Raw genomic sequence first — 26,009 nt, 5'->3', positions numbered from 1 at the left:
ACTGCAAATGCAATCATGTACGCGCTAACTGGCATATCCCCATCATCAGCCGTTGAAGTGCGGTCAGATGAACTGGCCCAACCATACAGCGGCACATCGTCTGCCCTGGCTGCAGAGTATCCCGCTGTATCTGCCGCGCTGCCGACCGCAGGAAGATGCGCTGCACAGAAGGACCCCAGGATCAGCCCGCAGGAAATGGTTGTACAGCTTAAACAGCTGGCTGATGACCCGGCCAGGCTAACACCGGTCCTGAACAGGCATATAGAAGAGATCATCTGCACGCACCGGTATAAAAACCATGACCGCGCCATAGCTTCATTCAAGGAATCCCTCAGCAGATGGGCCGGACGGCTGCGCCTGATCAATGGGCTGTCGGCGAAGGAATTATGGACATATTTTACGCAGAATAACGAATATTGGATAATTACCCCGGGAAGTTCCTGCTGGCCTGGCCAGCTCAGTGACCTCTGCCGGATAACGGACAGCACGCCTCCACTATGTTTATGGGGGAAGGGCGACCCCAATGCCCTTATATCCTGCGATTCGCCTGTTGGCATAGTAGGTTCAAGGGATTGCACCGAATATGGCAGGTCTACAGCTTTCAACGCAGCACGGCAGGCAGCGCTCCATGGGCATTGTATAGTGTCAGGAGGGGCAATGGGGATAGATGCCTGCGCACATTGGGGTGCATTAAGCGCATACCAGGATATCGGCGACCAGTGCGGGAAAACCGTTGCGATATTTGCCGGAGGCCTCAATACCTGTGGCCCGAAGTGCAATTCAAACCTTTTCGATACTATATGCAGCCATCATGGGGCGCTTATCAGTGAGCTTCCTCCGGACACGCTGCCGGAAAGCTTCCGTTTCCTTATGAGGAACAGGCTTATCGCTTCATTATCACGGACGCTTATTGTCGCTCAGGCACGGCATCGGTCGGGTGCGCTGAACAGCGCAACATGGGCGGCCGATATGAACCGCGATGTATATGCTGCGCCCGGCGACAATAATAAGCCGTACAACACCGGATGCAACGCCCTCATAGCAGAGGGGAAAGCAACTTTGCTGCTCTCCTCCACGGATATATCCGGTATCTGCCACAGCGCTCACCCGCCATGCGCACGATAGCAGGCGAAAAGGGAAAATGTATGCAGCCTCCTCCGGTCCGTTTTGGCAAACCTTTTTTCCTGCGATATCCATAGAATCGAAGTATGGAACAACAACGCCTTCATACTTCATTTTCTAAAATTTGTGAATACGCAGAACAATATGCGCTGGACCGTGAATCCGAAAATACCCATGATATGAGATCACACTATGCCTCTGCTGACCCTCATGACCTGCATGCCAGCGCGGCCGAATGCAGTTTCATCGCCCAGCTGGCACAGACTGTAGATGCCCGGACGGTTATTGCTTTCGGCTCGGATAATGAGATGGAAGTGCAGTATCTTACAGAAACCCTTCCGTCCGGAAGCCTTATCACAGTCGTCAATGCACATTCAAAAACAGGTCCAGGCATGCGGAACAGCTACAGCCCTGCCCGCAGCAACACTAATAATGTTAAACTCCGTACAGTAACCGCAGATATCAATGAATACCTTCCGCGTCTCAATGAGAATGACTATGATATGGTCATCCTCGGCAATGGAGACGGCGATCCGCAGCAGATCGCTGCTGCATCATCACGGCTCCTGCGCCCGCAAGGTGTCCTGCTTATCACTGACGTCCTGGCGCTGCGCAGCCGTACTTCAAACGGCGGCGTTATCAATCCTGCAGACCGCAGCGACCACACAGTCAGTATGCGGGATCTTATTGCCCAGTTCTCCGAAGCGGAAGATTATGCTTCAGTCCTGCTGCCTGTCGGCTCCGGGATACTCTTCTGCACAAGGCAATAAAAGATGCAGGGTACTCAGGCATAAAACAGTCACACAGCAGGCCGGACCTGTCCGGCGGCCCCGGCCGCAGGACACCGGCATATACGGCCTTCTGAAGTACCCTTTGTCAAAAGAAGTACTGCTGGCTGCTGTTATCCGGCCAGCGGAGTTGTCACGATATCGACCGCCTCAGCAACATCATCAGTAAACCTGACAACCTGAGGATCAAGCGGAGAGATCATACCGTTATTCATTACTGTTGTATCAAGCCAGTCAAACAGGTCACGCCAGTAATTCCCCTCGTATAATGCGATCGGGATACGGGGGGCTTTGCGTGTCTGGATCATCGTAAGGGTCTCGAACATCTCATCAAAAGTGCCGAAACCGCCGGGGCAGATGATGATCCCCTGGGAATGCTGGAGAAACATGGTTTTCCTGACAAAGAAGTGTTTGAATGTAATAGAAGTATCTACGTATTCATTGACGCCCTGCTCATGGGGCAGTTCGATGCCAAGGCCTACGGAACGGCCGCCTGCAAGTTTTGCACCACGGTTAGCCGCTTCCATGATCCCAGGCCCCCCTCCTGTGATCACTGCCTTGCCTTTCCCGGCTGCAAGTCCGGCCATCTTTTCGGCCGCCTGATAATATGGACTTTCCGCGCCTAAACGGGCTGACCCGAAAATAGATATTGCCGGACCAATATCCGCAAGGGTTTCGAACCCTTCCCTGAACTCATCGGCAATCCCGTCGATCCAGGCCTGGGCGTTTTCCAATTTTACCCCCGAATAGTCTGCCTCTGTCATCGTGCACCAAGCCTTTCTGCACTTCTGCAATTATTATCCCCTGAGCCACACAGGCTCTTACCATATTTTTAATTCTGTATTAATACCATTCGACCTGTATATTGTACTCTGATTCGGATACCTGTCAAAGCTTCCGGCATCAACCCAACATGCTTTGCCTCCCTGCTTTGCCTCAGGTAACCCTGCGGTCTGTGGTCCAGACGCTACCCTTCCCTGCTGAATTCCATGTCTTTGAGCACCAGCTCTTCTTTTTCCTGTTCAGGATCCCTGCTGTAGCGCAAAGACTGGTTATGCAAAAGGGCAGCAGCGATACCGGCGGAGAGCAGCGACCCTACGAGGACGCCGAAGCGCGCCTCATTTTGAAGCAGTACATGTTTATAGGCAAGCGATGCCATAAGGAAAGCCACGGTAAACCCTACTCCGCAGGCAGTCGCCATAGGGATAAGGTCCCTTACTTTCAGCCCGGGCGCAAGTTTAAGCCTGAACACATGGGTAGATAGCCATGTAGCTGCAAGCACTCCGAGAGGTTTGCCGAGTACAAGGGCAAGAATGACCCCGTGCACGATCGGGGAAAGGAGAAATGACGTTCCTGATGCGCCGGTAAATGAAATGCCTGTTGCAAAAAAAGCGAATACCGGCAAAGCCAGGAGTGCGGAAAATGGCTGAAGCTTGTCATGATACCGCTCAGCACGCGGGGTCTCCTCGTCGAACACGGGCTGCGCAGGCGTCAGAAGCCCGACAAGCACCCCGGCCAGCGTGGGATGGATCCCCGCTTCAAACATCATGACCCACGCAAGAAGGCCGACACCGGCAACGATAATCCAGGGGACACGCTTCATACGCACAAGGAATGACCATATCACTGCACAGGCAGCAACTCCGGCAAACCAGTACCACGCATGGAGGGAAGAATAGAAAATGGCAATAATGATGATACCCAGAAGGTCATCAACTGTAGCCAGTGTCATAAGGAAAGCACGGATTGACCCCGGCAGCGCCTTGGCAAAAATCGCCAGGATCGCCAGTGAAAACGCTATATCTGTAGCAGTGGGGACAGCCCATCCCTGCGCGGCAACAGCAAAACCCACACCGTGCACCAGGTCCAGATGCGTGCCTGCACAGGCAGCGCCAATGAAAATCACAGGGGGAAGAAGCATGCCTCCTACCGCGGCAAGCATGGGCACAGCGGCCGCTTTGGGATTTGACAGGGAACCGGTTGACAGCTCCTGTTTAAGCTCCAGGCCCACGACAAGAAAGAATATCGTAAGAAGGCCGTCCTGCGCCCAATGCCCAATCTCCAGGACAAGGTTTGTGTGCGGTACCCCGATGGTATAGCCTGATAAGGCTTCGTAGGCCCCTTTCGTAACAGGCAGATTCGCCATAAGCAGGCCTGCCAGGGCGAAGCACAGCATGATAATCCCCGACGCGCGGTCAGAATGCGCAAGTTTAAGGAGCATCCTCCCTGAGCGGCGCCAGCAGGAATCCTTACTATCGGCGAGCATATCCTCAGAAAAGCCGGGGAGTGTCACAGAGCGGAAAGGGCGGATCACTTTCTGTGCAAGACTGCTGAGTGCCTTCCTTCTGCTGCGACGGCGCCCTGTTTTGGATAGCGACTGCCTCGAAGCGCTTTTATGCTGATTACGGGTATTCCGTTTGTCGGATTTCCCGCTCTGCCGCCCGTGCGGTTTATACCGTTTCGGTATCCGGCCCATGTGCGCTCCTTCCTGTTACCCGCCGTCTGCTATTTTCCATCCTGCCCGGAGGTCCCCTTTAATCATAAATCATAATATACTTCACTGATACGGGACAGTACAGGCAGGGAAATAACAAAAATCCCCGCCCATTCCGGGCAGGGACTGCATGTGCGCCAGACAGGATTCGAACCTGCAACCTTCTGATCCGTAGTCAGATGCTCTAATCCGTTGGGCTACTGGCGCATGCTGTTATCCTTCAGACAACAAGTAATATTTAAGCACGATAGCAGGAGAAAACCTATACGGCGTGTTTTGTATCAGCCGGACTACGGCTTTTATGGAATTCGGACGGCCGTCTGGTGCCGTGGGTTTCCTTTCTTAGCCTGTCCGCCCCGTCTGGCCGTTTCTGGTTCCTCGTAAAAGTGCCTACAAGCGACATAACATCGCGTATCTTCATATCCGGCAGATACGCATGTGTAACAGCGAGCGCCAGCTGAGGGAGCCTTGAAGAATCGGGATAAGCGATATACACATGGTTTTCTACAGGCTGGAACTTTTTCTTGAAGAAAAGGAGTGATCGGAAACCATATGCAGGTTCAAGCATATTCGCTGTCATCTGCAATATATGTGTCAAGCTTGCAGATTTCCCTTCAATAGGCCGGATACCGGAAAGAGGGGCAGCTGAAAGGCTGAGGAATTCGATATCACGCATTCCGGGGTCAGCAGCCGGACCGTTGGGATTATTACTTTGCCCATCCCTCAGGCGCTCAGCCATACGTGCAATAAGGAATTCCATGATCCCATTGATGGCATCCTGGCGATGGCGCATAAAATCAAGGGTCCATCCTATCACCCTGCCTTCGCGGTAAACAGGAAGCCAGCTTGTAACAGCCTGTACTGTACCTTCCCCATCTATCGCATACAGCAGTTTTACGCGGGGATCCATAAGTTCCTCAACGCCGCCAAGTGTGAACTTCATTTCGGGGAGGGATTTATCTTCTGCCCACTCTTCAGAGATCGTCATAATCTGGGAACGGATATCGAATGTGGTATCCTGATAAGTAGACAAAACATCAGTGATACCCTCACGTTTGGCTTTATTGATAGCGGTACGCACATCCTGCCACTTTTTCCCGGTTGTTTTCCACTGGCGCGGGTCAACGACCATTTCAGTGCCTACATCAAGGCTGTTCCATTTCAGCTCTTCCAGCCACTTCCGCTGCTCTTCATGGACAGCATAGAAAACTGGCATCCATGAATTGCTGTCACAGAATTTAGTGAAATCAATGATATCCTGTTTGTATTCAGCAGGTTCCCCGAAGGGACCGGTAACGGTCAGGGCAATCCCGAAATTTACCCGGTAAGCGATGGCAGACCTCCCCGATGCCGAAAACCAGTAATCATTACCTTCCCATGTAGCCATGAATGACATGGATTCACCACCGGCCTCAATAAGGCCGCTTGCTTTCTGGTGCTCTTTCATGCCTATGCTGCCGTGACCGGAAAACCACAGGACGAAAATAACCCCCGTAACAGTCCAGAATATGGGCCCAATAATCCCTGCAACAATGCCCGCAACTGGGCCAAGCGGGATTGAGGCTAACCGTGCCAGCCCCAAAAAGCCGATAGGCAGGTACCGGACTATCAGCGAAATAAGGATGTTTACGCCGCTGGCCTGCCCCTCAGGATAATCCGTACCATCATCCGGCAGCGGATTGGGGGTATATTTGACCACAAGGAAATAAATAAGGCTCAGTGCAATAAACGTTACACCGATAACAGCAGCTCCGCTATAGAGGAGTGCAGGCCGGGTACGGATATGGAACCTGCGTATCTGCGTTATATACACGATAATGAGGATAAAGGGCAGAAGGCATGTAGCTGCAAAGTTTTTCAGTGTCCCGTGTGACAGGGCCCTGCCCAGCTGGGCCTGCGCCTGTTCCCCATATGCCAGGCTTTCCAGGAGCACAGGAAGCACGAAGTAATGGACTTCGGAAAGGATAATGATCCCCAGATTCCATACAATGGCCATATGGACAGCAGTCCTGCGCCCACGGTAAATGCCCCATGCGATGATGAGGGAAATGGCTACCGGCAAAAGCGAGACAAGCAATGCCCCGGAAAGATGGACACGCATAAAACCGTACCGCATATAGCACCCTGTACTGTGCACCTGCTGCATGCATTCGGTTATTTTCGCAAAATCAGCCTGGGAAGGCCCGAGAAGAAGGCCGATATCCGACAGAGGCCCCGCGTGGATCGGCGATGTTACAGCAATAAGGGGCCCTACCGCAGCTATAACCGTAATAATGCTCAGTATCCGCCATACTTCTATTGCCTGGACAGGCTCAATAACAAAATCCTGGACAGCTTTACGGACAAACATGAAGCCGCAGGCTTGTCCGATAAAAGCCCCTATCAGCAGAGCATAATCGATAGGTTCGCCCCTGTATAAAAGCCCGGCAAGTATAACAGCATACGTAAAAATATACAGTCTTCGGCGCCATAATGGGGTGATAGCAGCACCGGCAGCCATAAGCGGGCCGATAACAAGGACACCTGGCCCATAGGACAGCGAAAGGTCAAGCAATATATGCCATTGCCTGCCATGCCCCTGGATCAGGTAGCACAAAGCAAGGCCTGAGCTTAAACCGATGATGCAGCATACTATGCCGGTCGCTGCAGCCCGCAGAAGGCCAAGATGGGACTCAGCAATGCTGACCGCAAATAAGATCGTTATGACCCCAATAATTATCTGAGGGATATCATCAACGAAGAAAATAGAAGCAACAGCTGTATACCATCTGCCTGCGATCAGCTGCCTGTAGCTGGTGCGGAAATATTCATGCCCGACATACTGCAGAAGAGGCCGAAAATTAATATGCCGAGAAATAGCAGCACGTATAACAATGTTGTACAGGAGGAAGGACACTGCAAGCGATACGGCAAGGGGGTGCTTGCCTACCCATTGGAAGCCGTCAAGGAGCAGAGCACAGGCAGGATGCCGTGAAGGATCCATAGCCTTCAAAACCTTCAGTCCCCTATAGTTCCCGTGGTCCTCGGAACTTTTGCGGCCTCCCCTTTCCCTCAATCTGTGATCCTGGGGTGCTTCATACTCCGGCTCTGCTGCCGGGACAGCGCCTGATGGCGGTAGCTGTTTATCACCAGCATACTGCCCCGTGTTATCTGACATATCTGAATTCTCCATATTTCCAGCCTCTCGGCGGGTCCAGTCCCCCTGCCGGACTCCAACCATTGTTATTGTACCGCGGATCAGCCGTGGCCTTCCTGTCCGTACGAGATCTTCACCCCATCCATATGGGTCAGCGAAGGGAAACTGCTGATATGCACAGTGCCCTGTGACAATCCAGTCTCCATGCAAAACTGTGCTAACCCATAGTTCATGACAGCCCTTACGCTGTTCCAGTCATGGCCTTTGCCCGCAACAACAACCGCATCGACTTTCATCCCCCTGGCGCTGGCCGCTCGCGCAACAGACCGCGCGTTATCCTGCCCTATCTGGTCATACTGGCCGGCACCGAAAAGGATGGTCTGGCTGGGCAGGCCATATTTCCGTATTGCCACCGCCGGTACATGGTCCTCGTACGCTGCACGTGAACCGCCATAAAACCTGCTGACCATTTCAGGGACAGGACCGTTGGAATGATGCACCTCGCCCCCAATGGAAATGATATGCCCGTACAGATTATGATACTTAGGCCCGAGATGCGTTGCGCATGTGCCGCCCATTGAAAAGCCCGCGATACCCCAGGCCCTGCCGGGAAGCTGCACAGGAAGGCGGGATGTGATCCAGCCTGTTACATCTCTGGTAATATATGTCTGCGCATCCCCATATACAGGGGTATCAGAACATAATGTATTATGCGAAGCATCCCCCAGATGGTCAGGTGAAACCACTATTGGCGCTATGCCATGGTGCTTTTTTGCAAATTCGTTGAGGGAATCCTGGAACCTCCCCGAAAGGAAAAACCTGTCAGGGCTGCCCGGCTGGCCAGAAAGGGCGATAAGGACAGGGAGCCTGGGAGGGTTATCGGCGAGAGCCGCGGGAGGAAGATAAACATTGGCTTTACGCGGCTTAAAATGTGCGATGCGGGCGGGGATATCGACAGTACGGACGATCCCTTCCCTGCGCAGCTTCGGCAATTTTCCCGCCTTCGCTGCTGCTTCCCATTCTTTCACCGTCCGTGTTGTGCCATGAGGCTGGTATCCCGGCATTTCAGGGAAAGCTTCAGCACCCAAAACTGACCTGATGGTCGGATACTGCCCATAAACAGCATTCACACCTACGACCCCATAAATAAGCGAAAATATCATGAGGATAACAGAAAGCACCTTCCTTTTCCCCCGATACGCCAGCAGAGATGCAGCAGCAAACCCGAAAATCCCCATTGCGGCTGCAACTTTAACAATCACAAGAAGCCCCAGCTCCACCCCGAATACGACCCACACATGCGACATAAGATATGTGAGAGCCCACCCGAAACCGAAGAATACGGCTGCGAACAGGGCCTGCCATACAAATGCCGCGATCCTCGGATGACGGCAGCGGGATATGAAGCTTCTGAATACGGCAGAGGCCGGAGGCTTCTGAGTATCCCCAATGCTCTGGCCCCCTCCGGTATCCCCGGCATGGGAAACGCGCGGCTCCCCCTGAGTACGCTGCCGTACAAAAAGAGGGAGGAGGCTTGCCGCAAGTACTGCAACGACTACAGTTATCGATGCAGGAAACCATCCTTTGTCAAGATCAATATCAATAAACCAGTTCCCCATTTTATATCCTGTTTATGCCATGCTGCCGGACATCGCACTGCCGGTTCCATGCGCTGCATGTGCTTACCCGTCTTACAGCAGATTATACCAATGGCATATCCTTCAGCATGGGCTTTCTGCCCTTTTCACCTATTCCATGCAGATACGGTCCATCGGCATGGAGGAGTCAATAGAAAATCCGGGGGGAGAAGGCCTGATACCCGCTTCTATAAGGTTCACGCCCAGCATGCCGATCATCGCACCATTATCTGTGCACAGCTTAAGCTCGGGGATACGGATACTGACCCCATTGCGTGCCCCGGTTTCAGCCAGCTTAGCCCTCAGCTGCGAATTGGCGCTGAATCCGCCTCCGACGATCAGCGTATCCGAGGAAAAGGCTTTGCATGCCTGTACGGATTTGTCGGCAAGTACTGCTGCCACTGAATCAGCCAGTGAAGCGCAGACATCGTCAACAGGGATTCTGTTACCCAGAGCACCCTGCTCCTCCAGCCACCGTGCCACTGCCGTTTTCACGCCCGAAAAGCTGAAGTCATACGGATGCCGGGCAGCAGACCTGCCCTGTGTCAGCCCCCGCGGCACCTTAACTGCGTGCGGATCCCCGATACGCGCATGCCTGTCGATATAGGGGCCGCCCGGATACGGGAATCCCAGAAGCCGGGCGATCTTGTCAAAACACTCGCCGGCAGCATCATCAAGGGTAGTGCCGACAACAGAAACGGAACGCGCTACATCACGTACATACAGCAGTGAAGTATGGCCGCCTGAAACGATAAGGGCCAGGACGTCCTGCGGGAATACGCCGAACTGCAGCTGTGTAACCGCGATATGCCCAATAACATGGTTAACGCCATACAGCGGTTTATGCACTGCTGTAGCGAGTGCTTTCGCCCCTGAGACCCCAACGGCCAGGCATCCGGCGAGGCCCGGGCCCGCCGAGACTGCAACAGCATCCAGATCGGAAAGATCCATGTTGGCATCCGACAGCGCCTTCGAAACAACGGGGACAAAGGATTCGGCATGCGCCCGGGAAGCAAGTTCAGGTATGACGCCCCCGTACCTGGCATGCTCATCCATAGAAGACGCCACTACATTGGACAGCGCCGTACGTCCGCGGATAACAGCGGCCGCCGTTTCATCGCATGTCGATTCAATCCCTAAAACTACCGGCTCACTCATGATGGTCCTCCTGAAAATCCCCCTTACGGCCTTCGGCAACAGTACGGGCCATAGTATATGCATCAATATCTTCAGGCTGATAATACCGCCTGCGGATACCCATAAGCTCAAACCCGTTTTTCTTATACAGGCTGACAGCGGGACCGTTATCGACACGGACTTCAAGGAGCATACGTCCGGCTCCAAAACCGGCCGCAGCCCGGTACAGCTCATCTAACAGCCTCTGCCCTCTGTGCTGGCGCTGATATTTCTTACTGACGCCAAGAGTCATGATCTGGGCGTCATCCGAATCAAACCAGAGGCCTGCATATCCGCAGATATCGCCTGACTCCCTATCTTCGTCCACAATATACATGCGTGACGGAGCCGCCAGTTCCTGTCTGATAATATCTTCGTTCCACGCCTCTTTACCAAAAAGTTCTGTCTCAAGTTCTGCGATACGGGCAATATCGCGTTCAGCCATTTTCCTGATCATGAGAGGGCAGGCTCTTCTGTTCCGGAACCCAGTGAAAGCGATATGGACGTCTGTCCCAGCCTGTGTTTCCCAGCTGATGGAATAGTAATATCAGGCCGCCGCAAATATAAAGGCTCTGTTCCGCATGCATCCCCTGCCCTGCAGTGAGCCCAAGCGGTTCGAGCAAATATGCCGAGCCCTTCAGGTGACCTGTCGGACAGGCAGGTTCCCTCAACGACCTGCCCCAGGGAATCCCCGAAAATATCCCATGCGAACCTGTATTTTTTACTGCCGTTCCCCACAACATCAACAGCAATTCGGGAGCGGCCGGCCTGCGCGCATATCTCAGCAGAATGGCTGCTGAGATATGACAAAACTGAATCTGCTATATCTTCTGCTGAAGCGATATCCATAGGGATAAAAATGTCAGAGAGCGTATCGCGGCTATCCGCCGGCCGGGCATATCCGGATCCGGGACGGGCCTCACCATACAGCGCATAATACAGCTGCTTACGCCGGGCGTCATTAACAGCCAGCGTCAGATGGTACGTACCGCTATCGCCGTTATCATGGTTGCCGGGCTCCCCCTGCCTGGCCCATGACCGCCATAAAGCCTGCGGTTCCAGGATATCCTGCCCTATGATCCGGATATCCTCTGCAAAAGCAAGGGAGCGGGCAGCAACTATCCCGGCACGGAGCCCTGTAAACGGGGCTGGCCCAGTCCCCACAATAACGGTATCAAGATCGCCGTAGCCCAGCCCGGCATCAGAAATGGCCCGGTCAATATTCACCTGCAGCTTTTCAACATGGCATCGGGAATCAGCCTCAACGATCGGGCTGCAGCCAACGATACCAACACAGGACCCGTAAGACGTATCAATGACTAAACAGTGTCCCAAAAGAGCTGAGGACATATCTTCGTATGCACCTTTATCAGTTTTACCTATCATCATTATCTTTGTCTATCATAATTACCGCTTATCGCTGCCGGTACCCAAGCTCTACTGTAAAGAGCCCAGACGATTATCCCATGCCGCGCCTACAGGATGGAGAGTGACAGCCCGTTCCCCGCCATCTGATAAAAACCCGTCTGATGTACGGGCTGAAGTTACAGGACGTGTAATACTGATCTCCAGCCGGCTGTCCGACAGGACGGACGCCATCGCAGACCCCCATTCTATAAGTATGCAGGTACTCGGGCGGGGATCTTCAAGCTCCTCATCAAGGCCGAGCGACTCAAGCTCATCAAGAAGCCGGTTTTTTGCATTGTACGGGTCCTGTGATTGAAGGCTCCTGTCATTATCAGATCCGGGGAGCCGGTATGCATCAACATGGATAAGATGGGCCGGCGACCCATCGCTGTAATGACCGTCAAGCTCCCGGGCAATAGTGAAAGTTGGGGATACAACTGCCCCCTCCACATCAAGCCCCATACCTATCCCCTGGCTGAAGGTTGTTTTCCCCGCACCCAAAGGTCCTGAAAGGACAATAACGTCGCCAGAATGCATAATTTTCGCAATACTGCTGCCGCAGGCGCGCATATCGTCGGCAGTAGCAGCACGCAGCATAATATCCGGACTGCTTTCTGTATAAACCATATTTACCGGCCTTTATCTGTTTATCCCATCCATCCGGATATTCCCCTTGGATGCGATAGCTTTCAGAAGATATTCCATTGCATAGAGTGGGTCCGCCCCATTGCTTTTGCACTGTTCATCGACCCATGCTGCAATCTGGATACAATTACCCAGGCCTTCAGAAGTCCACCCGCGCACATCATGGCGTGCATTTCGCAGCTGCCAGGGCGACATTTTTGCCTCAGCAGGGGTGATTTTGCCCTGGTCAACAGCTGAAGCCTTTGCCATTGACCGGATCTTTACAGCAATCGCCCCAAGGATCGCCAGAGGATCTATCCCCTGTATCACGGCATTCCGCATACCAATAATAGCCTGCGCAAGATCCCCTCCAATAGCCAAGTCGGCAACAGTAAAACCTGTGACCTGAGGGTCCGCAGACAGATAGGTACGGGCAATAGCAAGCGTCATAGGGTTATCGGGGAAATCATCACACAGCTGGCGGCATAATGCAGCGATCTCACCGGTACGGGCCCCTAGAGTATCCGCTATGAACTGTGCAGCATCATTATTGATACGCCGGCCATACATTTCAAAACGCTGTCTGACGAAGTTCGTCCGCGAATTTGCATTCTTGAGGTCCGCAACTTTATCGACTGCAGCACCCGCAGCCTGAGCCCTTCTGATAATGCCACTCCCCTTTGCAGAACCGTTATGCTGTACGATAACGATACTTGCTGCGGGGCTGGCTGATGCCCGGGCATCTGAACAGTAGCTGACCAGCGCCCTTCCAACATCTTCAGCCATGTCCTCCCCATGGGAGATGACAACAACTGATGCATCCGACAAAAGGGAGGGGCTGACCGCCTCATCGAAATCAAAGGATGTGCAGGATGCCGCGTCAAGCTCTATAACCTCAGCATCAGGCAGTGCTGCATGCGCTTTATCCTTAAGCTCGCGTACACGCTGGTCTGACAGAAAATCATCAGCACCTGAGACGATATGTATCCTTCCTTGCGGCATGCTTCCACTGTTCCTTTATCGGTGGACAAACCGCTTCAGCGCCCTGCTGCCAGCGGGAAACAAAAATGCTTCGGCGTATATCATCCCAGTACCTCTGCATCCGTTCACGCGGTCCTATATGCAGTTCAGCATCATTACTTATTCCTGCAGCCTTCACGGCACGTGCAATCCGCACAGCAATGGCTACCATGCTGAATGCGCTATATACCGCAGCTAAAACCAGCACACCTTTTATCCCCGAAGGCCACGGCACCGCACACCACGGATTGTCTGACAGCCACAGGGATACGACATTCATTACCTGGGTAAACCCCGAAGCGAGCCACACACAGCCGAAAGATAAGGAAGGCCATACAGTACACGTTATGAACCCTATTATGCCAAATACTGTTGCGCATGATACGAACGGCGCAACGGCAAGATTCGCAGCCACAGACAGTACAGGTATCGATGGCGTTATGAGGATGCTTACCGGAAGACTCAGCAGCTGGGCACAGATAGTAAGGGATATGGCCTGTGCGCCAGCCCTGGGGATATACCGTGACAGTATCCCGCACATGGCGGGATGGAAAAGGAATATCCCGTAGACAGCAGAACAGGACAGGGCGAATCCGAAGCTCCATGCATAGGATGGGCAGATAAGCAGGACCATTATGACCATAAGGTTTAACAGTGAAAATGCATTTTTCAGGATGCCTGCGAATAATGCAAGTATCCCCAGCATCCCCATAACCAGAGCCCTTACTATGGAGTCTGAAGGGTACATAAACATATAAAGCGCACAGTATCCGCATGCTGTCACGCCGGCTACTGTCTTCCGGTGCGCATGCAGCCGGACAAGTATCCATCTGAGGAATACTGCGATAAGGGCAAAATGGCTCCCTGAAACAGCCATGAGATGCATGATCCCCAGATTGAGGAAAGAATTTTTAATACGGGAAATATATGCGCTTGGAATGGATGGCGGGCTCGCATTGCCTATCCCTGCCTGCCTTTCCGGAACAGCACCACTTCCCCGTACCCCGTTCCCGGATACTTTGCCTGATGCCGAAGTATTATCCGCGAGGAAGGACTCATTGCCCATAACACCTAAGGTCAGGCCCGGAACAAGTATCCTTCCCTGCGGTGAAAGGCGCTGTGTCTGTGCGATAAATGCATTTTGCATCCTGTTTATATATCTGAACCATGGTTTTGGCTTCTCCACAAGTTTTACGGATATCTCTGCAGAAGCAGCACCCGGTCCCCCTGCCCTGCTGCCGGCAGATATCCAGTATGGGACTTTCCCATACTGGGCCCGGGATATTGCGCCTGTAACAGCAAAGTATCCATGATTTTCAAATATGCATGACCCGCCTTTCGCATATAAACGTACAGGCAGCGAAACAGCTGACAGGACGCCGCCGGCATCGGCTACATGCGTAATATGCGCATCGATCTTGCAGTCAAAGCTTCTCCTGTCGGAAGCCGTCATCGGCGATTCTGCCCGCACGAACACTGATACAGGTGCAGAAGAAGTATCTTTGGAACCAGACAGCTGAGTTCTGCCGGGTGCGCTAAGGGTGCCAAGTATGCCGGATGCGCCAGGAGCATTAAAAGTGCCATGCCTGCCATGCATGCCAGATATACCAAACGCAGAGATATCTGACTGTTCCGTATTTTCATATACGCATACGCTGACAGCCATACACAGGCCGGCGACCGAGCACACAATACAATAAAGCCCTGCACTCACAAGGATACCGGGCCGCAGGCGAGGTACCTTGCCGGCGCACAGCAACACTATTACAGAGCCTGCCACGATACCCGCACCGCAGGAAATGGCAAAACCGGGGATCAGCCCGGGCCTCATATGGCATATCAGTGCAGCTGCCCATAAAGCCACGGCAACAATGCATAATCTGAAATCCTTATAGATACTGTTTTTCATCGTTCCGCCGCCTCCGCTACCCGGATACACTGATGCTGCCGCGGATTTTTGCCAGTGTTTTTGCCCCTATACCTGCAACGTTGAGAAGCTCATCAACAGATGTGAAACGGCCGTGGGATGTGCGGTAAGCGATAATTTTCTTTGCGGTAGATGGCCCTATACCTTTTACTGTTTCAAGCTGCTCTTCAGAAGCAGAATTGATATTGATACGCATATCCTGCTTCCCCGAACTTCCGGGATTTCCTCCGTTGCCCGAAAGCCCGGCACCCTGTGAGGGCTGTCCGGACATCCCGGCAGCCCCTCCCTTCCGCTCTGCTTCCTGCTGAAGCGTACGGCTCTGCTCACTTTCCTCTGCCTGCCCGGCTGCACTGCCTGTATTGCCAGAATCCCCGGTACCGTGCTGCGCGACGTCCCCATCCTTCTCCTGGTGATCCTGATGCCGGCCGGTGCCTCTGCTGCGGTCGGACGCAGCAATACCCACCGCCTGCTGAAGCGACCGTATGCTTGAAGACTGTATGATAAGCAGGGTCAGGCTTGCACACAGCCCTGTGACGAGGATAAGGATGATACATACCGCCTGCGCGGGCGTCATAAAAAACCGGTGGGATGGGTGTGCATAAATATCCCGGTGCCGTCCTGGAATCTTACCGTGCCGCATACAGAAATGGTGCCACATAACTATCATTTATGGCACCATTTTCATAAGCTGTGGCCGAATGTGGATAACACACCTTGCCTTACGCTTGACAACAGGCCTCAGCTGCGTATCCGGCAGCTGCAGCGTCCCGGCCGGAACCTCTCAGCCGAAACCTCTCAGGCCGGAACCGGAGACCTGCCAGTAACAGTAACCCCGGAATGCTATTCTGCCGGAACAATCGACACGATTTTTGGCGGTTTTACAATCACCTTCCTTGGGGCTTTCCCTTCAAGCCTGCTGGTTACTGCTTCGCTTTCCAATGCGCGCTTTTCCAGCTCCTCAGCACTGATATCGACGGGGACTTCAAGCTTGCCGCGGATCTTGCCCTTTATCTGGATCACGGCAGTAACAGTATCCTGGCCCACATATCGGCTGTCTGCTTCAGGCCACTGCGCATGGGCTATCGATTCCGCATGCCCCAGCCTGTTCCACAGTTCTTCGCATATATGCGGAGCTATCGGGGAAAGCATGAGGATCAGCGGCTCTACCGCTGACCGGGGTACCGCCTTCACCGTAGTCAGATGGTTATTCAGCACGATCAGTTTGGAAATAGCGGTATTCGGCCGCATCCCCTCAATCTCTTCGGTAACTTCGGCGATCGTATTGTTAAGCAGCTTAAGGGTCTTGCTGTCAGGGGCATCGTCTGTAACAGCAACCTCCCCTGTATTCTCATCAATTACATTGCGCCACAGCCTCTGCAGGAACCGCATCCCGCCGATGACATTCTTGGTATCCCAGGGGCGGGATTCATCAATGGGCCCCATGCTCATCTCATACAGCCGGAAAGTGTCAGCACCATACTGTCTGCTCATTTCGTCAGGCGTGATGATATTTTTAAGGCTTTTGCCCATTTTGCCAAACTCACGGCTGACTTTCTGCCCCTTCCAGGAATATTCAGATACACCGTCCACATCCTTTTCTTCGACTTCTGCAGCCGGAACATACTGCCCCCGGGAATCCGTATATGCATATGCCTGGATGTACCCGTTATTAAAAAGTTTGTGGAAAGGCTCAGGTGAATTCACATACCCCAGGTCAAAAAGGATCTTATGCCAGAACCGTGTATACAGCAGGTGAAGCACAGAATGCTCCACACCTCCGACATACAGATCTACCCCGCCGGCAGCCCCTGCCGTAGCGTTATGCTGGGGGCCAAGCCAGTATGCGAATTCATCTTTATCAACCATATGCGCACTGTCATGCGGATCAATATAACGCATATAGTACCAGCATGATCCGGCCCAGTTAGGCATGGTATTGGTATCACGGTGGTAGGTTTGAGGCCCGTCCCCCAGGTCAAGGGTGACATTTACCCAGTCCGGGTTGCGTGACAGCGGCGCTTCAGGGTCTGACTCGCTGTCTTCAGGATCGAACGTGCGCGGCGCATAATCCGGGACGTCAGGCAGGCCTATAGGAAGCTGGCTGTCAGGCACCAGATGGGCTACCCCCTCATCATCATAAACGACGGGGAACGGCTCCCCCCAGTAGCGCTGGCGGGAGAAAAGCCAGTCTCTCAGCCTGTAAGAGACCCTGCCTTGGCCTGCCCCTTCACGTTCAAGCCACGTAATCATCGCCTCAGCAGCCTTGTCAACTGACATGCCGTTCAGTGAAGGCGCAGTGCCCGTATACTCATCAGCATCCCTGGGAGAATTGATAACTATGCCGTCATGGAGAATATAAGCAGATTTCCCTTCATAATTGCCGAGGCTGTCCTGCGAACCATCGGAAGGCTTTACTGTGTAGATGACGGGGAGGCCGAAAGCATCAGCAAATTCATAGTCCCGCTGGTCGCCGCCCGGGACTGCCATTATGGCACCAGTCCCATAATCCATAAGCACATAATCAGCAGAAAAAACAGGCAAAAGCGTCCCGGTTACAGGGTTCTTGGCATACAACCCTGTAAAGAAGCCGGTTTTAGCCCCGTTATCTTCTATCCGGTCGCGGGCTGTTTTCGCCTCAGCAGCCTTCCTGTATTCGCGGACGGCAGATTTCGGGTCGCTGTATCCGGACGTCCACCGGGCAGGGATATCAGCTTCCCACTGCTCAGGGACTTCTTCAAGGAGCGGATGCTCGGGGGAAACAACGGCAAAAGTTGAGCCGTAAAGGGTATCGGGCCGTGTTGTATAAACTTCCAGATCCTGTCCAAGCTTGGTGCCGTCAACGCTGTATACACCGAAACGCACAGAAGCCCCATGCGACTCGCCTATCCAGTTACGCTGCATCAGCTTGACTTTTTCAGGCCAGTCGATAGTATCCAGATCTTCTATAAGCCGATGCCCGTACGCGGTGATCCGCATGGACCACTGGCTCAGCTCGCGCTGAAATACAGGGAAATTGCCCCGTTCTGAGCGCCCGTCCGCTGTCACTTCCTCATTGGCCAGCACGGTCCCGAGCCCCGGGCACCAGTTGACAGGGGATTTGGAAATATACGCAAGCCGGAAACCATTAAGGATATCGGCCCGCTGGGCACGGGTAAGGTCCTTCCACTGCTTCCCCGTACCCTCGAATCCCGGGATTTCACGGGCCCCTGATTCAAACTGGGCTTCAAGCTCGCTGATTGGCCGCGCGCTCCCTTTCGTCCCATCTGCACGGACAAAATCTTCGTCATACCATGAATCATATATCCGTGAAAAGATCCATTGTGTCCATCGGATATATTCAGGGTCTATAGTTTTCAGGGAACGCCGGTAATCAAAGCTGAGTCCCATACGGCGAAGCTGGCGCTGCATATTGGCAATATTCTGTTCAGTAGTGATGCGCGGATGCTGCCCGGTCTGCACCGCATACTGCTCCGCCGGAAGGCCGAAAGCGTCGTATCCCATAGTATGCAGCACATTTTCACCTTTCATGCGATGGTACCGTGCCATAACGTCTGTTGCAATATATCCGAGCGGATGGCCTACATGCAGGCCTTTACCTGACGGGTAGGGGAACATGGATATGACGAAATACGGCGTACGCCCGTCCGCGTGGTCCCCACGGTAATCTTTAAGATGGCCTTTCACATTCCCGGCCCAGAATGTGCCTTCCTTGTCCCATACATCCTGCCAGTGTTTCTCTATGGCCTGCGCAGCCTGCGCAGTATACCTGTACCTAGGTTCGGAATCGGTGCTCATAATTCTCCTGTATCTGTTGCAAACTCCTGTATGAAATTATCCCCGCTGTTTACGACTTTACAGATTTTATAGTACAGGCTTTATAACGCGCAGCAGGAATGGGACAGCGGCTGAAGACAGGCTGAGGGCAGTTCAGCCTTTGCCCACTTTGAAGAAACGGCTGTGCATAAGCCACCATGTAGCGCCCACGGTAATGGCCAGGGTGGAAAGCATAACTATCGCAAAACCCCACGGTTTGTCAAGGAAGGGCATCCACGGGAAATTCATGCCGTACAGCGAAAATACAAGGGTTGGGATGGTCAGGACGATGGAAATAATAGTAAATACACGCATAACATTATTCACATTATTCGACACAATAGAGCTGAACGCATCCGTCATCCCCTGAAGGACTCCCTGGTAAATAGTCGCCATTTCAATAGCCTGCTTATTCTCTGTGATCACATCCTCAAGCAGATCGTTATCATCCTCGTACGGCCTGATACGGTTCAGGGTGGTCAGCTTCTCAAGCACTATCTCATTCGACTTAAGGCTTGTGGTGAAATACAGCAAAGATTTCGACAGCTCCATAAGGATGAGTATCTCACGGTTCCGCGTGGAGTCCTGCATCCTGATCTCCAGTTTGTCGGATTCCCGGTCAATGATACGCAGATACCGCAAATACATTGCCGCATTCCGGTAAAGTATCTGCAAAATGAACCGTGTATGCATGAAAGTATTGAACCCGCGGATAGTCCCGTCCATAAACGGGTGCAGAAGCGGGGTATCCTGCGAGCATACAGTAATGATCACGCCGTCAGTCACAATAATAGACAGAGGGATAGTGTTGTACCAGTTCCGCTCGGCACGTTCCTCGACAGTAGGTATATCAACGATGATCATAGTATAGTCATCTTCAACATCAATACGCGAGCGCTCTTCATCATCCAGAGGGGCACGCAGGTCTGCAAGGTCGATCTTATGCTTCTGCGAAACCGTGGAAAGCTCTATATCCGTAGGGTCAACAAGTGATATCCATGCGCCGCGTTCAGGCTTCGAGACCTGCTCTGTCTGCCCGTCAATCGTATTAAATATACGCATCATAGCCATCACCACCCTCAATACACCGAGTAAGCTTTACATCACAACCTTATATTTTATACTGAAGTAAATACGTAGTAAAAATTGAACGCTGCACCTTTACTATAAATAGATTAAACACCGTGTAAGATATAGCTTACTTTATATGCACCCGGAATCTGTCATTATCGATCTTTACAATTTTAAATGAATAAGATCAATTTCAATATAAAGCCGAGGAGCCTTAGCGCATGGATACGAGCGATCCTCTGGAATCCGGCAGCTATTCAGGCAAACTAACAGGCTTCAGTTGTGATGATCCATATGGATACCAAATTTCGTAGCATATGGTTGGTTTTACTTTACCAAGCGATTTTAACTCCCCTCTTGACGTTCTAAGCCAGTTCCAGCCTCCTGCATCTGTGAAAGCTAATTCCGCTCCAGGAAAGGCTCCACAGCCACACCAGCCCTCTGGAGCCGGAAATTGCCAATTGTTTAGAGGAGAGTAAACAGGTATATAAACACTCTTAGCGCACTATACCCAGTAGTAAAAAACATAACCTCCTGCCCTCAATGGGCAGGAGTAAAGGATATAAAATGAAAAACTCATACGAGTTTAGTCTTTATTATAGCATCTTTACAATCAGGCATTCCTCTTCGACACTTCTCTAAGCAAAGCTATCCGCAGCCAAGTATCCCCAATTATCTAAAAACGGTAAATGAGGATAATGACAGATAGGTAAACGTGGGCACATCACAGGAACGGGAAAAGAAAAAGCCCTGGAACACTAATGTTTCCAAGGCTTCTAAATACTTTACAGAAGTGGAGCTAAGGGGATTCGAACCCCTGACCTTCTCAATGCCATTGAGACGCGCTACCAACTGCGCCATAGCCCCGAAGTACGTGAATCATTTTAGCGAATAGGGAGTATTTTAGCTATCCCTGATTGAATTATCAGCGTGTCGGATACCTCCCAGGATCCATGGAACGCCTTGATTTTCCCCGTTTACACGGCTGCAGATCTTGCAGGCTATCAGCAGGCATAACAGCAGCAAAACCATCTTCTGGCTGCACAGGCAGCCTTTGTCCGCATGGGAACCCATAATTGTTCCCATCGACCAGAGGTCGCGTTTGACATCAGTACCTGTTTGGAGCTGAAAAGCAGCAACGATAAACAGCGAAAGGGGAAAACGCCGAAGCGTACGGCCGCTTTTTCAGCCGTACGCTGGGCTTTGATCCAAAAGGTCAAAGACTGTCGTAGTTTATACGGTTTCTGCACTGCAGAGGCCCGGACAGCTACGGAGCGCTATCGAGATCCGGTTCTGCTTAAGCCGCACAGCCTCTGGAACACGTTGTACCACAGACGTACGGAGGAAAATGAGCAATTCAGGCAACCAATACCAGGGCAAGCAGAACGGTTCACCATCACATACCGGGCACGCTGCAGTAAAGCAGCCAGGCATACAGGCGGAAGCAGCGCAAAGTTCAGAGCCTGAGCAGCCACGTTCCGGCAACACAGTCAAACGCGCCCTGAAAACCCGGCACGTATCCATGATCGCCCTTGGCGGGAGCATCGGCACAGGGCTCTTCGTTGCCAGCGGGGCAAGTATCCATTCAGCCGGTCCCGGCGGCGCCCTTGCTGCATACGCTGCAATCGGGATCATGGTATATTTCCTGATGACATCACTCGGCGAAATGGCTACATATATGCCCGTAACAGGGTCATTTGCCACGTACGCGGGACGCTTCGTCGACCCTGCACTCGGATTCGCGATGGGATGGAACTACTGGTTCAACTGGGCTATCACTGTTGCCGTAGATACCACGACCAGTGCCATAGTCCTGCGGTACTGGTTCCCGTCAGTGCCTGTCTGGGTATTCTCCCTGGCTGTCCTTGCCGTGATCTTCCTCATCAATGTACTTGCCGTGCAGTCCTTCGGCGAAACTGAATACTGGATGGCACTCATAAAAGTTATAACCGTTATCATCTTCCTTATCGTAGGGACCCTTACCATAGCTGGGATCATTGGCGGAAAAGCTACTTTCCTGTCTAATTTCACATATAAAGAGGCTCCCTTCGTCGGAGGTTTCCCCGCAGTGCTTGGGGCATTTACCGTCGCCGGGTTTTCCTTCCAGGGGACTGAGCTTATAGGTATAACTGCGGGCGAATCCGCCACACCGGAGAAAAGCATCCCCAAAGCCATCAAACAGGTATTCTGGAGGATACTCCTGTTCTATATCCTCTCAATATTTGTTATCGCCTGCATCATCCCCTACACCAGCCCCAGCCTGCTGGGATCAGAAGCAACAGATATCGCAATGAGCCCATTCACCCTGGTTTTCCAACGCGCAGGGCTCGCCGCAGCCGCCGCCGTCATGAATGCAGTAGTCCTCACATCTGTTATCTCTGCTGCAAACTCGGGTATGTACGCTTCCACACGCATGCTCTATGCCCTTGCCAAAGAAAAACATGCGCCTGGCATTTTCGGTATGGTCAATTTCCATGGCATACCCATACCTGCACTGTTAGGGACAACATTTGTTGCATTTCTGACTTTCCTGACAAGCATCTTCGGGAACAATATCTACATATTCCTTGTAGCGGCAAGCGGGCTCACCGGTTTTATAGCATGGGCGGGGATCGCCATATCGCATTTCCGCTTCCGCAGGGCGTTCATAGCACAAGGGCATTCGCTTGATGAAATGAAATACCATGCGAAATGGTTCCCCTTCGGTCCTGTCCTTGCTTTTATCCTGTGTATCCTGGTCATAGTCGGGCAGGATCTGAATTCTTTCAGGACGCTCAACTGGCAGGCGATTTGCGTCATCTACATGTCCGTGCCGCTGTTCCTGATCCTGTATTTAGGATACAAGATCAGGAACCGCACTAAAGTCATCCCTCTTAAAGATATAGATCTTGACAGCCTCAGTATACAGCACGATAAAACGGCTGATATCGGGGGGACTGCCCATACAGCAGCCGCGCACAAAGTACAGAAGACTGGGATGAGTTAGGCCTGGAGGCTAGAAAGGCTGGATTGCCCGGAAAGGTCGGGATTATTCCAGTCGGTAATGTAAGCAGCGACTGGCCCGTGTTCGTATTCTTCCAGACGCCAGCGTACCGAACCGTCAGGCATATCCAGCCCGGACAGCTTTACCCAGAAAGCGTTGCGCATAGATACCAGGCTGGCAAAATCCGGATATGTATCAGTCAGCCGCAAAAGGGTCTGCACGGTCTGATTGATCCACGCTCCATGCGAGAAAACAAAAAGGTCAGTATCACTGCCTGCCCTGGCTGCCCAGTCTGTGACAGCTGCGACTCCGCGCGTACCGACCTGCTCCTTAAGCTCTGCCCCATGCCTGAGCTCCCCGCCTTCAAACCGCTCCCATGCGACGTAATCCTCAGGGAACTGTTCCCGGACCTCATTCATCGACATGCCTTCCCAGTCACCGAAATTGCGTTCAGCTACGCGCTCGTCTACATGAACCGGAAGCCCCAGCGGATCAGCAAATGTATGTGCAGTTTCCTGGGCCCTTCCGAGATTCGAGCTCACCACGATCTGATGCCTGGCAGAGGGCACACTCCCGCCCTGAGAGGCCGGCTGCCCGTCAGAATATGCGGAAGCACTGCGCGAAAATACCTCAACACGCTCCCCGTCACCATTGATCGCGCCATTCACACCCGACTGCACATCAAATGTGTTATCACCATCAGACTGCACATACAGGCGCGTGAGTTCAGCAGCGGTCTGGCGGACCTGCCAGCGCCCGATATCGTTAAGCGGGATATCTATCTGCCCCTGAAAACGGTGCTGGGCATTGTATGAAGTCTGCCCATGCCGGATCAGGAATATTGAATGTACATGCTGCCCCATTTAACCCAGTGCCCCTTCAGCCGGCCGGCCGTTATCTGCCGAGGCTGCCTCATCATGAGTGGTATCATCAGCAGCAGCCCCAACGGCGCCCTTCTGCCCATCGCCGGCATGCTCAGGAAGCCCGAGGCCGATACGCGGGCACTCTTTCCACAGCCGGTCAAGGTCATAAAACTCGCGTGATTCCCGGTCCATAATATGCACCACAAAGTCGCCGTAATCCTGCAGTATCCACTGCCCCTCGCTGACACCCTCACGTTCGCGGGGGCTTATCCCCTTCTGCAGATGCATCTGCTTTTCGACCTCTTCAGCAATAGACAGTACCTGACGCGGGTTATCCCCCGTAATAATGAGGAAGATATCGGTGATTGCAAGCGGCTCAGTGACATCAAAGGCAATAATATCTTCACCTTTCATCCTGTCTGCAGCCGCAGCGGCAATACGTACTGAGTCAATGGAATCCTGCACTGCTGGCATAAATTCTCGCTTTCGTTATTTTATTTTATTATTTCCTGTTTTTATTGTACGCTGCCTATTTTTCACGTTCCCAAGCCGGTTTCCACTGCTCAACTGTATGCTGTGAATTTTCGGAATAGACCATAGCATCATCAGGGACATCATGGCGGATAACGCTGCCGGCCCCGGAAGTAACATTATCTCCTACTGTTACCGGGGCTACAAGCATATTGCCCGCACCTATATGGACATGGGAGCCGATCTCCGTATGGTTCTTATGAACCCCGTCATAATTTGCGGTGATCGTGCCTCCGCCGACGTTGGTATTTTCGTGGATATGCGCATCTCCCACATAGCTGAGATGCGGCACTTTCGTCCCCTCATCTATAACCGCCTTTTTCATTTCCACATATGCCCCCGCTTTTGTATGCGGGCCAAGCGTATTGCCGGGGCGCAGGTACGTCCATGGGCCGATCACAGCCCCCTCCCCTATACGGGAATCCTCTGCACGGGAACGCTCAACTACAGCGCCCTCATCAACCTGGGTATTGATAAGGGTAGTATCCGGACCGATCACGGCATGCGACGATACGGCAGTTGAGCCTTTAAGATATGTCCCCGGAAGGATAACCGCATCAGGGCTGATCTTAACGTCATCTTCTATCCACGTTGTCTGAGGATCAATAACTGTGACACCTTCACGCATCCAGCCTTCGCACACACGGATATTATGCGCCTTGAGCAATGCGGCAAGCTGCACTCTGTCATTGACGCCTTCAACGCTCAGGTTATCGGGGGCTTGGAAGATACCGACATGCCCGATCTCCCGTGCTGTTTCCAGCGCATCAGTAAGATAGAATTCCCCCTGCGCATTATCGGCAGACAGCCCTGAGACAGCCTGGGACAACACTTCAGCATCAAACGCGTATACTGACGTATTCACTTCTGTGACCAGCAGCTCACTCGCATTGGCATCTTTCTGCTCCACTATGCGCAGAAGGTTCCCCTGCGGATCGCGGATAATACGGCCGTATCCGAAGGGATCCTGCAGGGTTGCTGTCAGGACAGTCGCTGCATTGTTATGGGCCTCATGGGTTTCCAGGAGCTGATGCAGGGTTGCAGTATCCAGAAGGGGCATGTCAGAAGCAACAATAAGCACAGTCCCATGGAATTCATTAAGTTTTTCCAGTTCAAAAACAGCACACTGCACGGCCCTTCCGGTCCCGGCGATCTCATCCTGCTCAACAATAGCCGCATCACTGTTATACGACCGTGCCGCCTGGGCGACGCGCTCTGCCTGGTATTTGACGACCACAGCCTCATTGCGCGGATGAAGCGCGCTGACGCTGTCCATAACGCGCCGGAGAAAAGTCTTTCCAGCAAAATCATGAAGTACTTTAGGGGTATCCGATTTCATGCGGGTCCCTTCCCCCGCTGCAAGGATAATCGCGCAATCCAATTTTGCCATATCTCTTCCTGGATTCCTATCTGCAGG

Annotated in this window: 19 protein-coding genes, 2 tRNA genes and 1 riboswitch; of the genes, 3 read left to right on the top strand and 18 right to left on the bottom strand. The window is 52.7% G+C overall.

Features of this window, described 5'->3' with window-relative positions:
* Window positions 1-15 precede the first annotated feature (15 nt).
* A complete protein-coding gene (locus tag HMPREF9156_RS0101630; RefSeq protein ID WP_231198108.1) occupies window positions 16-1,125 on the top strand; it encodes a DNA-processing protein DprA in 1,110 nt (369 codons plus the stop codon).
* A gap of 83 nt (window positions 1,126-1,208) precedes the next feature.
* A complete protein-coding gene (locus tag HMPREF9156_RS0101625; RefSeq protein ID WP_007148188.1) occupies window positions 1,209-1,892 on the top strand; it encodes an O-methyltransferase in 684 nt (227 codons plus the stop codon).
* 131 nt (window positions 1,893-2,023) lie between these two features.
* Here HMPREF9156_RS0101625 and HMPREF9156_RS0101620 read toward each other — a convergent pair whose 3' ends face one another.
* From HMPREF9156_RS0101620 to HMPREF9156_RS0101550, 15 genes are all read right to left on the bottom strand, one after another.
* Entirely contained in the window at window positions 2,024-2,674 is a 651-nt protein-coding gene (locus HMPREF9156_RS0101620; protein ID WP_007148187.1) for an LOG family protein, read from the bottom strand.
* Window positions 2,675-2,877: 203 nt separating this feature from the next.
* Window positions 2,878-4,176: a Na+/H+ antiporter NhaA gene (locus tag HMPREF9156_RS0101615; RefSeq protein ID WP_390157036.1), complete on the bottom strand. Its 1,299-nt coding sequence runs from the start codon at window positions 4,174-4,176 to the stop codon at window positions 2,878-2,880.
* A 361-nt stretch (window positions 4,177-4,537) separates the two neighbouring features.
* Window positions 4,538-4,611, bottom strand: a tRNA-Arg gene (locus tag HMPREF9156_RS0101610).
* 55 nt (window positions 4,612-4,666) lie between these two features.
* Window positions 4,667-7,576: a bifunctional lysylphosphatidylglycerol flippase/synthetase MprF gene (locus tag HMPREF9156_RS0101605; RefSeq protein ID WP_007148185.1), complete on the bottom strand. Its 2,910-nt coding sequence runs from the start codon at window positions 7,574-7,576 to the stop codon at window positions 4,667-4,669.
* Between the two features lie 65 nt (window positions 7,577-7,641).
* On the bottom strand, window positions 7,642-9,159 hold the full coding sequence (locus HMPREF9156_RS0101600; RefSeq protein WP_007148184.1) for an alpha/beta hydrolase: 1,518 nt from the start codon (window positions 9,157-9,159) through the stop codon (window positions 7,642-7,644).
* 129 nt (window positions 9,160-9,288) lie between these two features.
* Window positions 9,289-10,335 carry a tRNA (adenosine(37)-N6)-threonylcarbamoyltransferase complex transferase subunit TsaD gene (tsaD, locus tag HMPREF9156_RS0101595; protein WP_007148183.1) on the bottom strand — a complete coding sequence of 349 codons (1,047 nt, stop codon included), beginning with the start codon at window positions 10,333-10,335 and terminating at the stop codon, window positions 9,289-9,291.
* Window positions 10,328-10,798, bottom strand: coding sequence for a ribosomal protein S18-alanine N-acetyltransferase (gene rimI / locus HMPREF9156_RS0101590; protein ID WP_231198107.1), 471 nt, complete (start codon window positions 10,796-10,798; stop codon window positions 10,328-10,330). Before rimI ends, tsaD begins: the two co-directional genes overlap by 8 nt.
* An 8-nt stretch (window positions 10,799-10,806) precedes the next feature.
* Window positions 10,807-11,742, bottom strand: a complete 936-nt coding sequence (gene tsaB / locus HMPREF9156_RS06820; protein ID WP_017147388.1) for a tRNA (adenosine(37)-N6)-threonylcarbamoyltransferase complex dimerization subunit type 1 TsaB — start codon at window positions 11,740-11,742, stop codon at window positions 10,807-10,809.
* 48 nt (window positions 11,743-11,790) lie between these two features.
* Complete coding sequence (gene tsaE / locus HMPREF9156_RS0101580) at window positions 11,791-12,387, bottom strand: tRNA (adenosine(37)-N6)-threonylcarbamoyltransferase complex ATPase subunit type 1 TsaE (protein WP_007148180.1); 597 nt, start codon at window positions 12,385-12,387, stop codon at window positions 11,791-11,793.
* A 12-nt stretch (window positions 12,388-12,399) separates the two neighbouring features.
* Window positions 12,400-13,386: a DNA polymerase III subunit delta gene (gene holA, locus HMPREF9156_RS0101575; protein WP_007148179.1), complete on the bottom strand. Its 987-nt coding sequence runs from the start codon at window positions 13,384-13,386 to the stop codon at window positions 12,400-12,402.
* Window positions 13,349-15,313, bottom strand: a complete 1,965-nt coding sequence (locus HMPREF9156_RS0101570) for a ComEC/Rec2 family competence protein (RefSeq protein ID WP_007148178.1) — start codon at window positions 15,311-15,313, stop codon at window positions 13,349-13,351. Before HMPREF9156_RS0101570 ends, holA begins: the two co-directional genes overlap by 38 nt.
* A 16-nt stretch (window positions 15,314-15,329) precedes the next feature.
* Window positions 15,330-15,905 carry a ComEA family DNA-binding protein gene (locus HMPREF9156_RS0101565; protein WP_007148177.1) on the bottom strand — a complete coding sequence of 192 codons (576 nt, stop codon included), beginning with the start codon at window positions 15,903-15,905 and terminating at the stop codon, window positions 15,330-15,332.
* Window positions 15,906-16,171: 266 nt separating this feature from the next.
* Complete coding sequence (gene leuS / locus HMPREF9156_RS0101560; RefSeq protein WP_007148176.1) at window positions 16,172-19,126, bottom strand: leucine--tRNA ligase; 2,955 nt, start codon at window positions 19,124-19,126, stop codon at window positions 16,172-16,174.
* 132 nt (window positions 19,127-19,258) lie between these two features.
* Window positions 19,259-20,209, bottom strand: coding sequence for a magnesium transporter CorA family protein (locus HMPREF9156_RS0101555; RefSeq protein ID WP_029246307.1), 951 nt, complete (start codon window positions 20,207-20,209; stop codon window positions 19,259-19,261).
* A gap of 800 nt (window positions 20,210-21,009) precedes the next feature.
* Window positions 21,010-21,082, bottom strand: a tRNA-Ala gene (locus HMPREF9156_RS0101550).
* Window positions 21,083-21,296: 214 nt separating this feature from the next.
* Window positions 21,297-21,503, top strand: a riboswitch (Lysine riboswitch).
* A 60-nt stretch (window positions 21,504-21,563) separates the two neighbouring features.
* Between HMPREF9156_RS0101550 and HMPREF9156_RS0101540 the strand changes: the two genes are divergently transcribed.
* Window positions 21,564-23,201, top strand: coding sequence for an amino acid permease (locus HMPREF9156_RS0101540; protein WP_007148174.1), 1,638 nt, complete (start codon window positions 21,564-21,566; stop codon window positions 23,199-23,201).
* On the opposite strand, the gene HMPREF9156_RS0101535 is transcribed toward HMPREF9156_RS0101540, so the two are convergent.
* The 3 genes from HMPREF9156_RS0101535 to glmU are packed head-to-tail and all read right to left on the bottom strand — an operon-like array spanning window position 23,198 to window position 25,982.
* Window positions 23,198-24,061 carry a histidine phosphatase family protein gene (locus tag HMPREF9156_RS0101535; protein ID WP_007148173.1) on the bottom strand — a complete coding sequence of 288 codons (864 nt, stop codon included), beginning with the start codon at window positions 24,059-24,061 and terminating at the stop codon, window positions 23,198-23,200. The two genes, HMPREF9156_RS0101540 and HMPREF9156_RS0101535, sit on opposite strands and share 4 nt — an antisense overlap.
* A complete protein-coding gene (gene rsfS / locus HMPREF9156_RS0101530) occupies window positions 24,062-24,535 on the bottom strand; it encodes a ribosome silencing factor (RefSeq protein ID WP_007148172.1) in 474 nt (157 codons plus the stop codon).
* Window positions 24,536-24,590: 55 nt separating this feature from the next.
* On the bottom strand, window positions 24,591-25,982 hold the full coding sequence (glmU, locus tag HMPREF9156_RS0101525) for a bifunctional UDP-N-acetylglucosamine diphosphorylase/glucosamine-1-phosphate N-acetyltransferase GlmU (protein ID WP_007148171.1): 1,392 nt from the start codon (window positions 25,980-25,982) through the stop codon (window positions 24,591-24,593).
* Window positions 25,983-26,009: the final 27 nt, after the last annotated feature.

Origin of the sequence: Scardovia wiggsiae F0424 (genome assembly GCF_000269605.1) — a bacterium.
Classification (GTDB): domain Bacteria; phylum Actinomycetota; class Actinomycetes; order Actinomycetales; family Bifidobacteriaceae; genus Scardovia; species Scardovia wiggsiae.
Note: the sequence above shows the minus strand (reverse complement) of the source record. Positions and strands in the feature narration are given on the sequence as shown.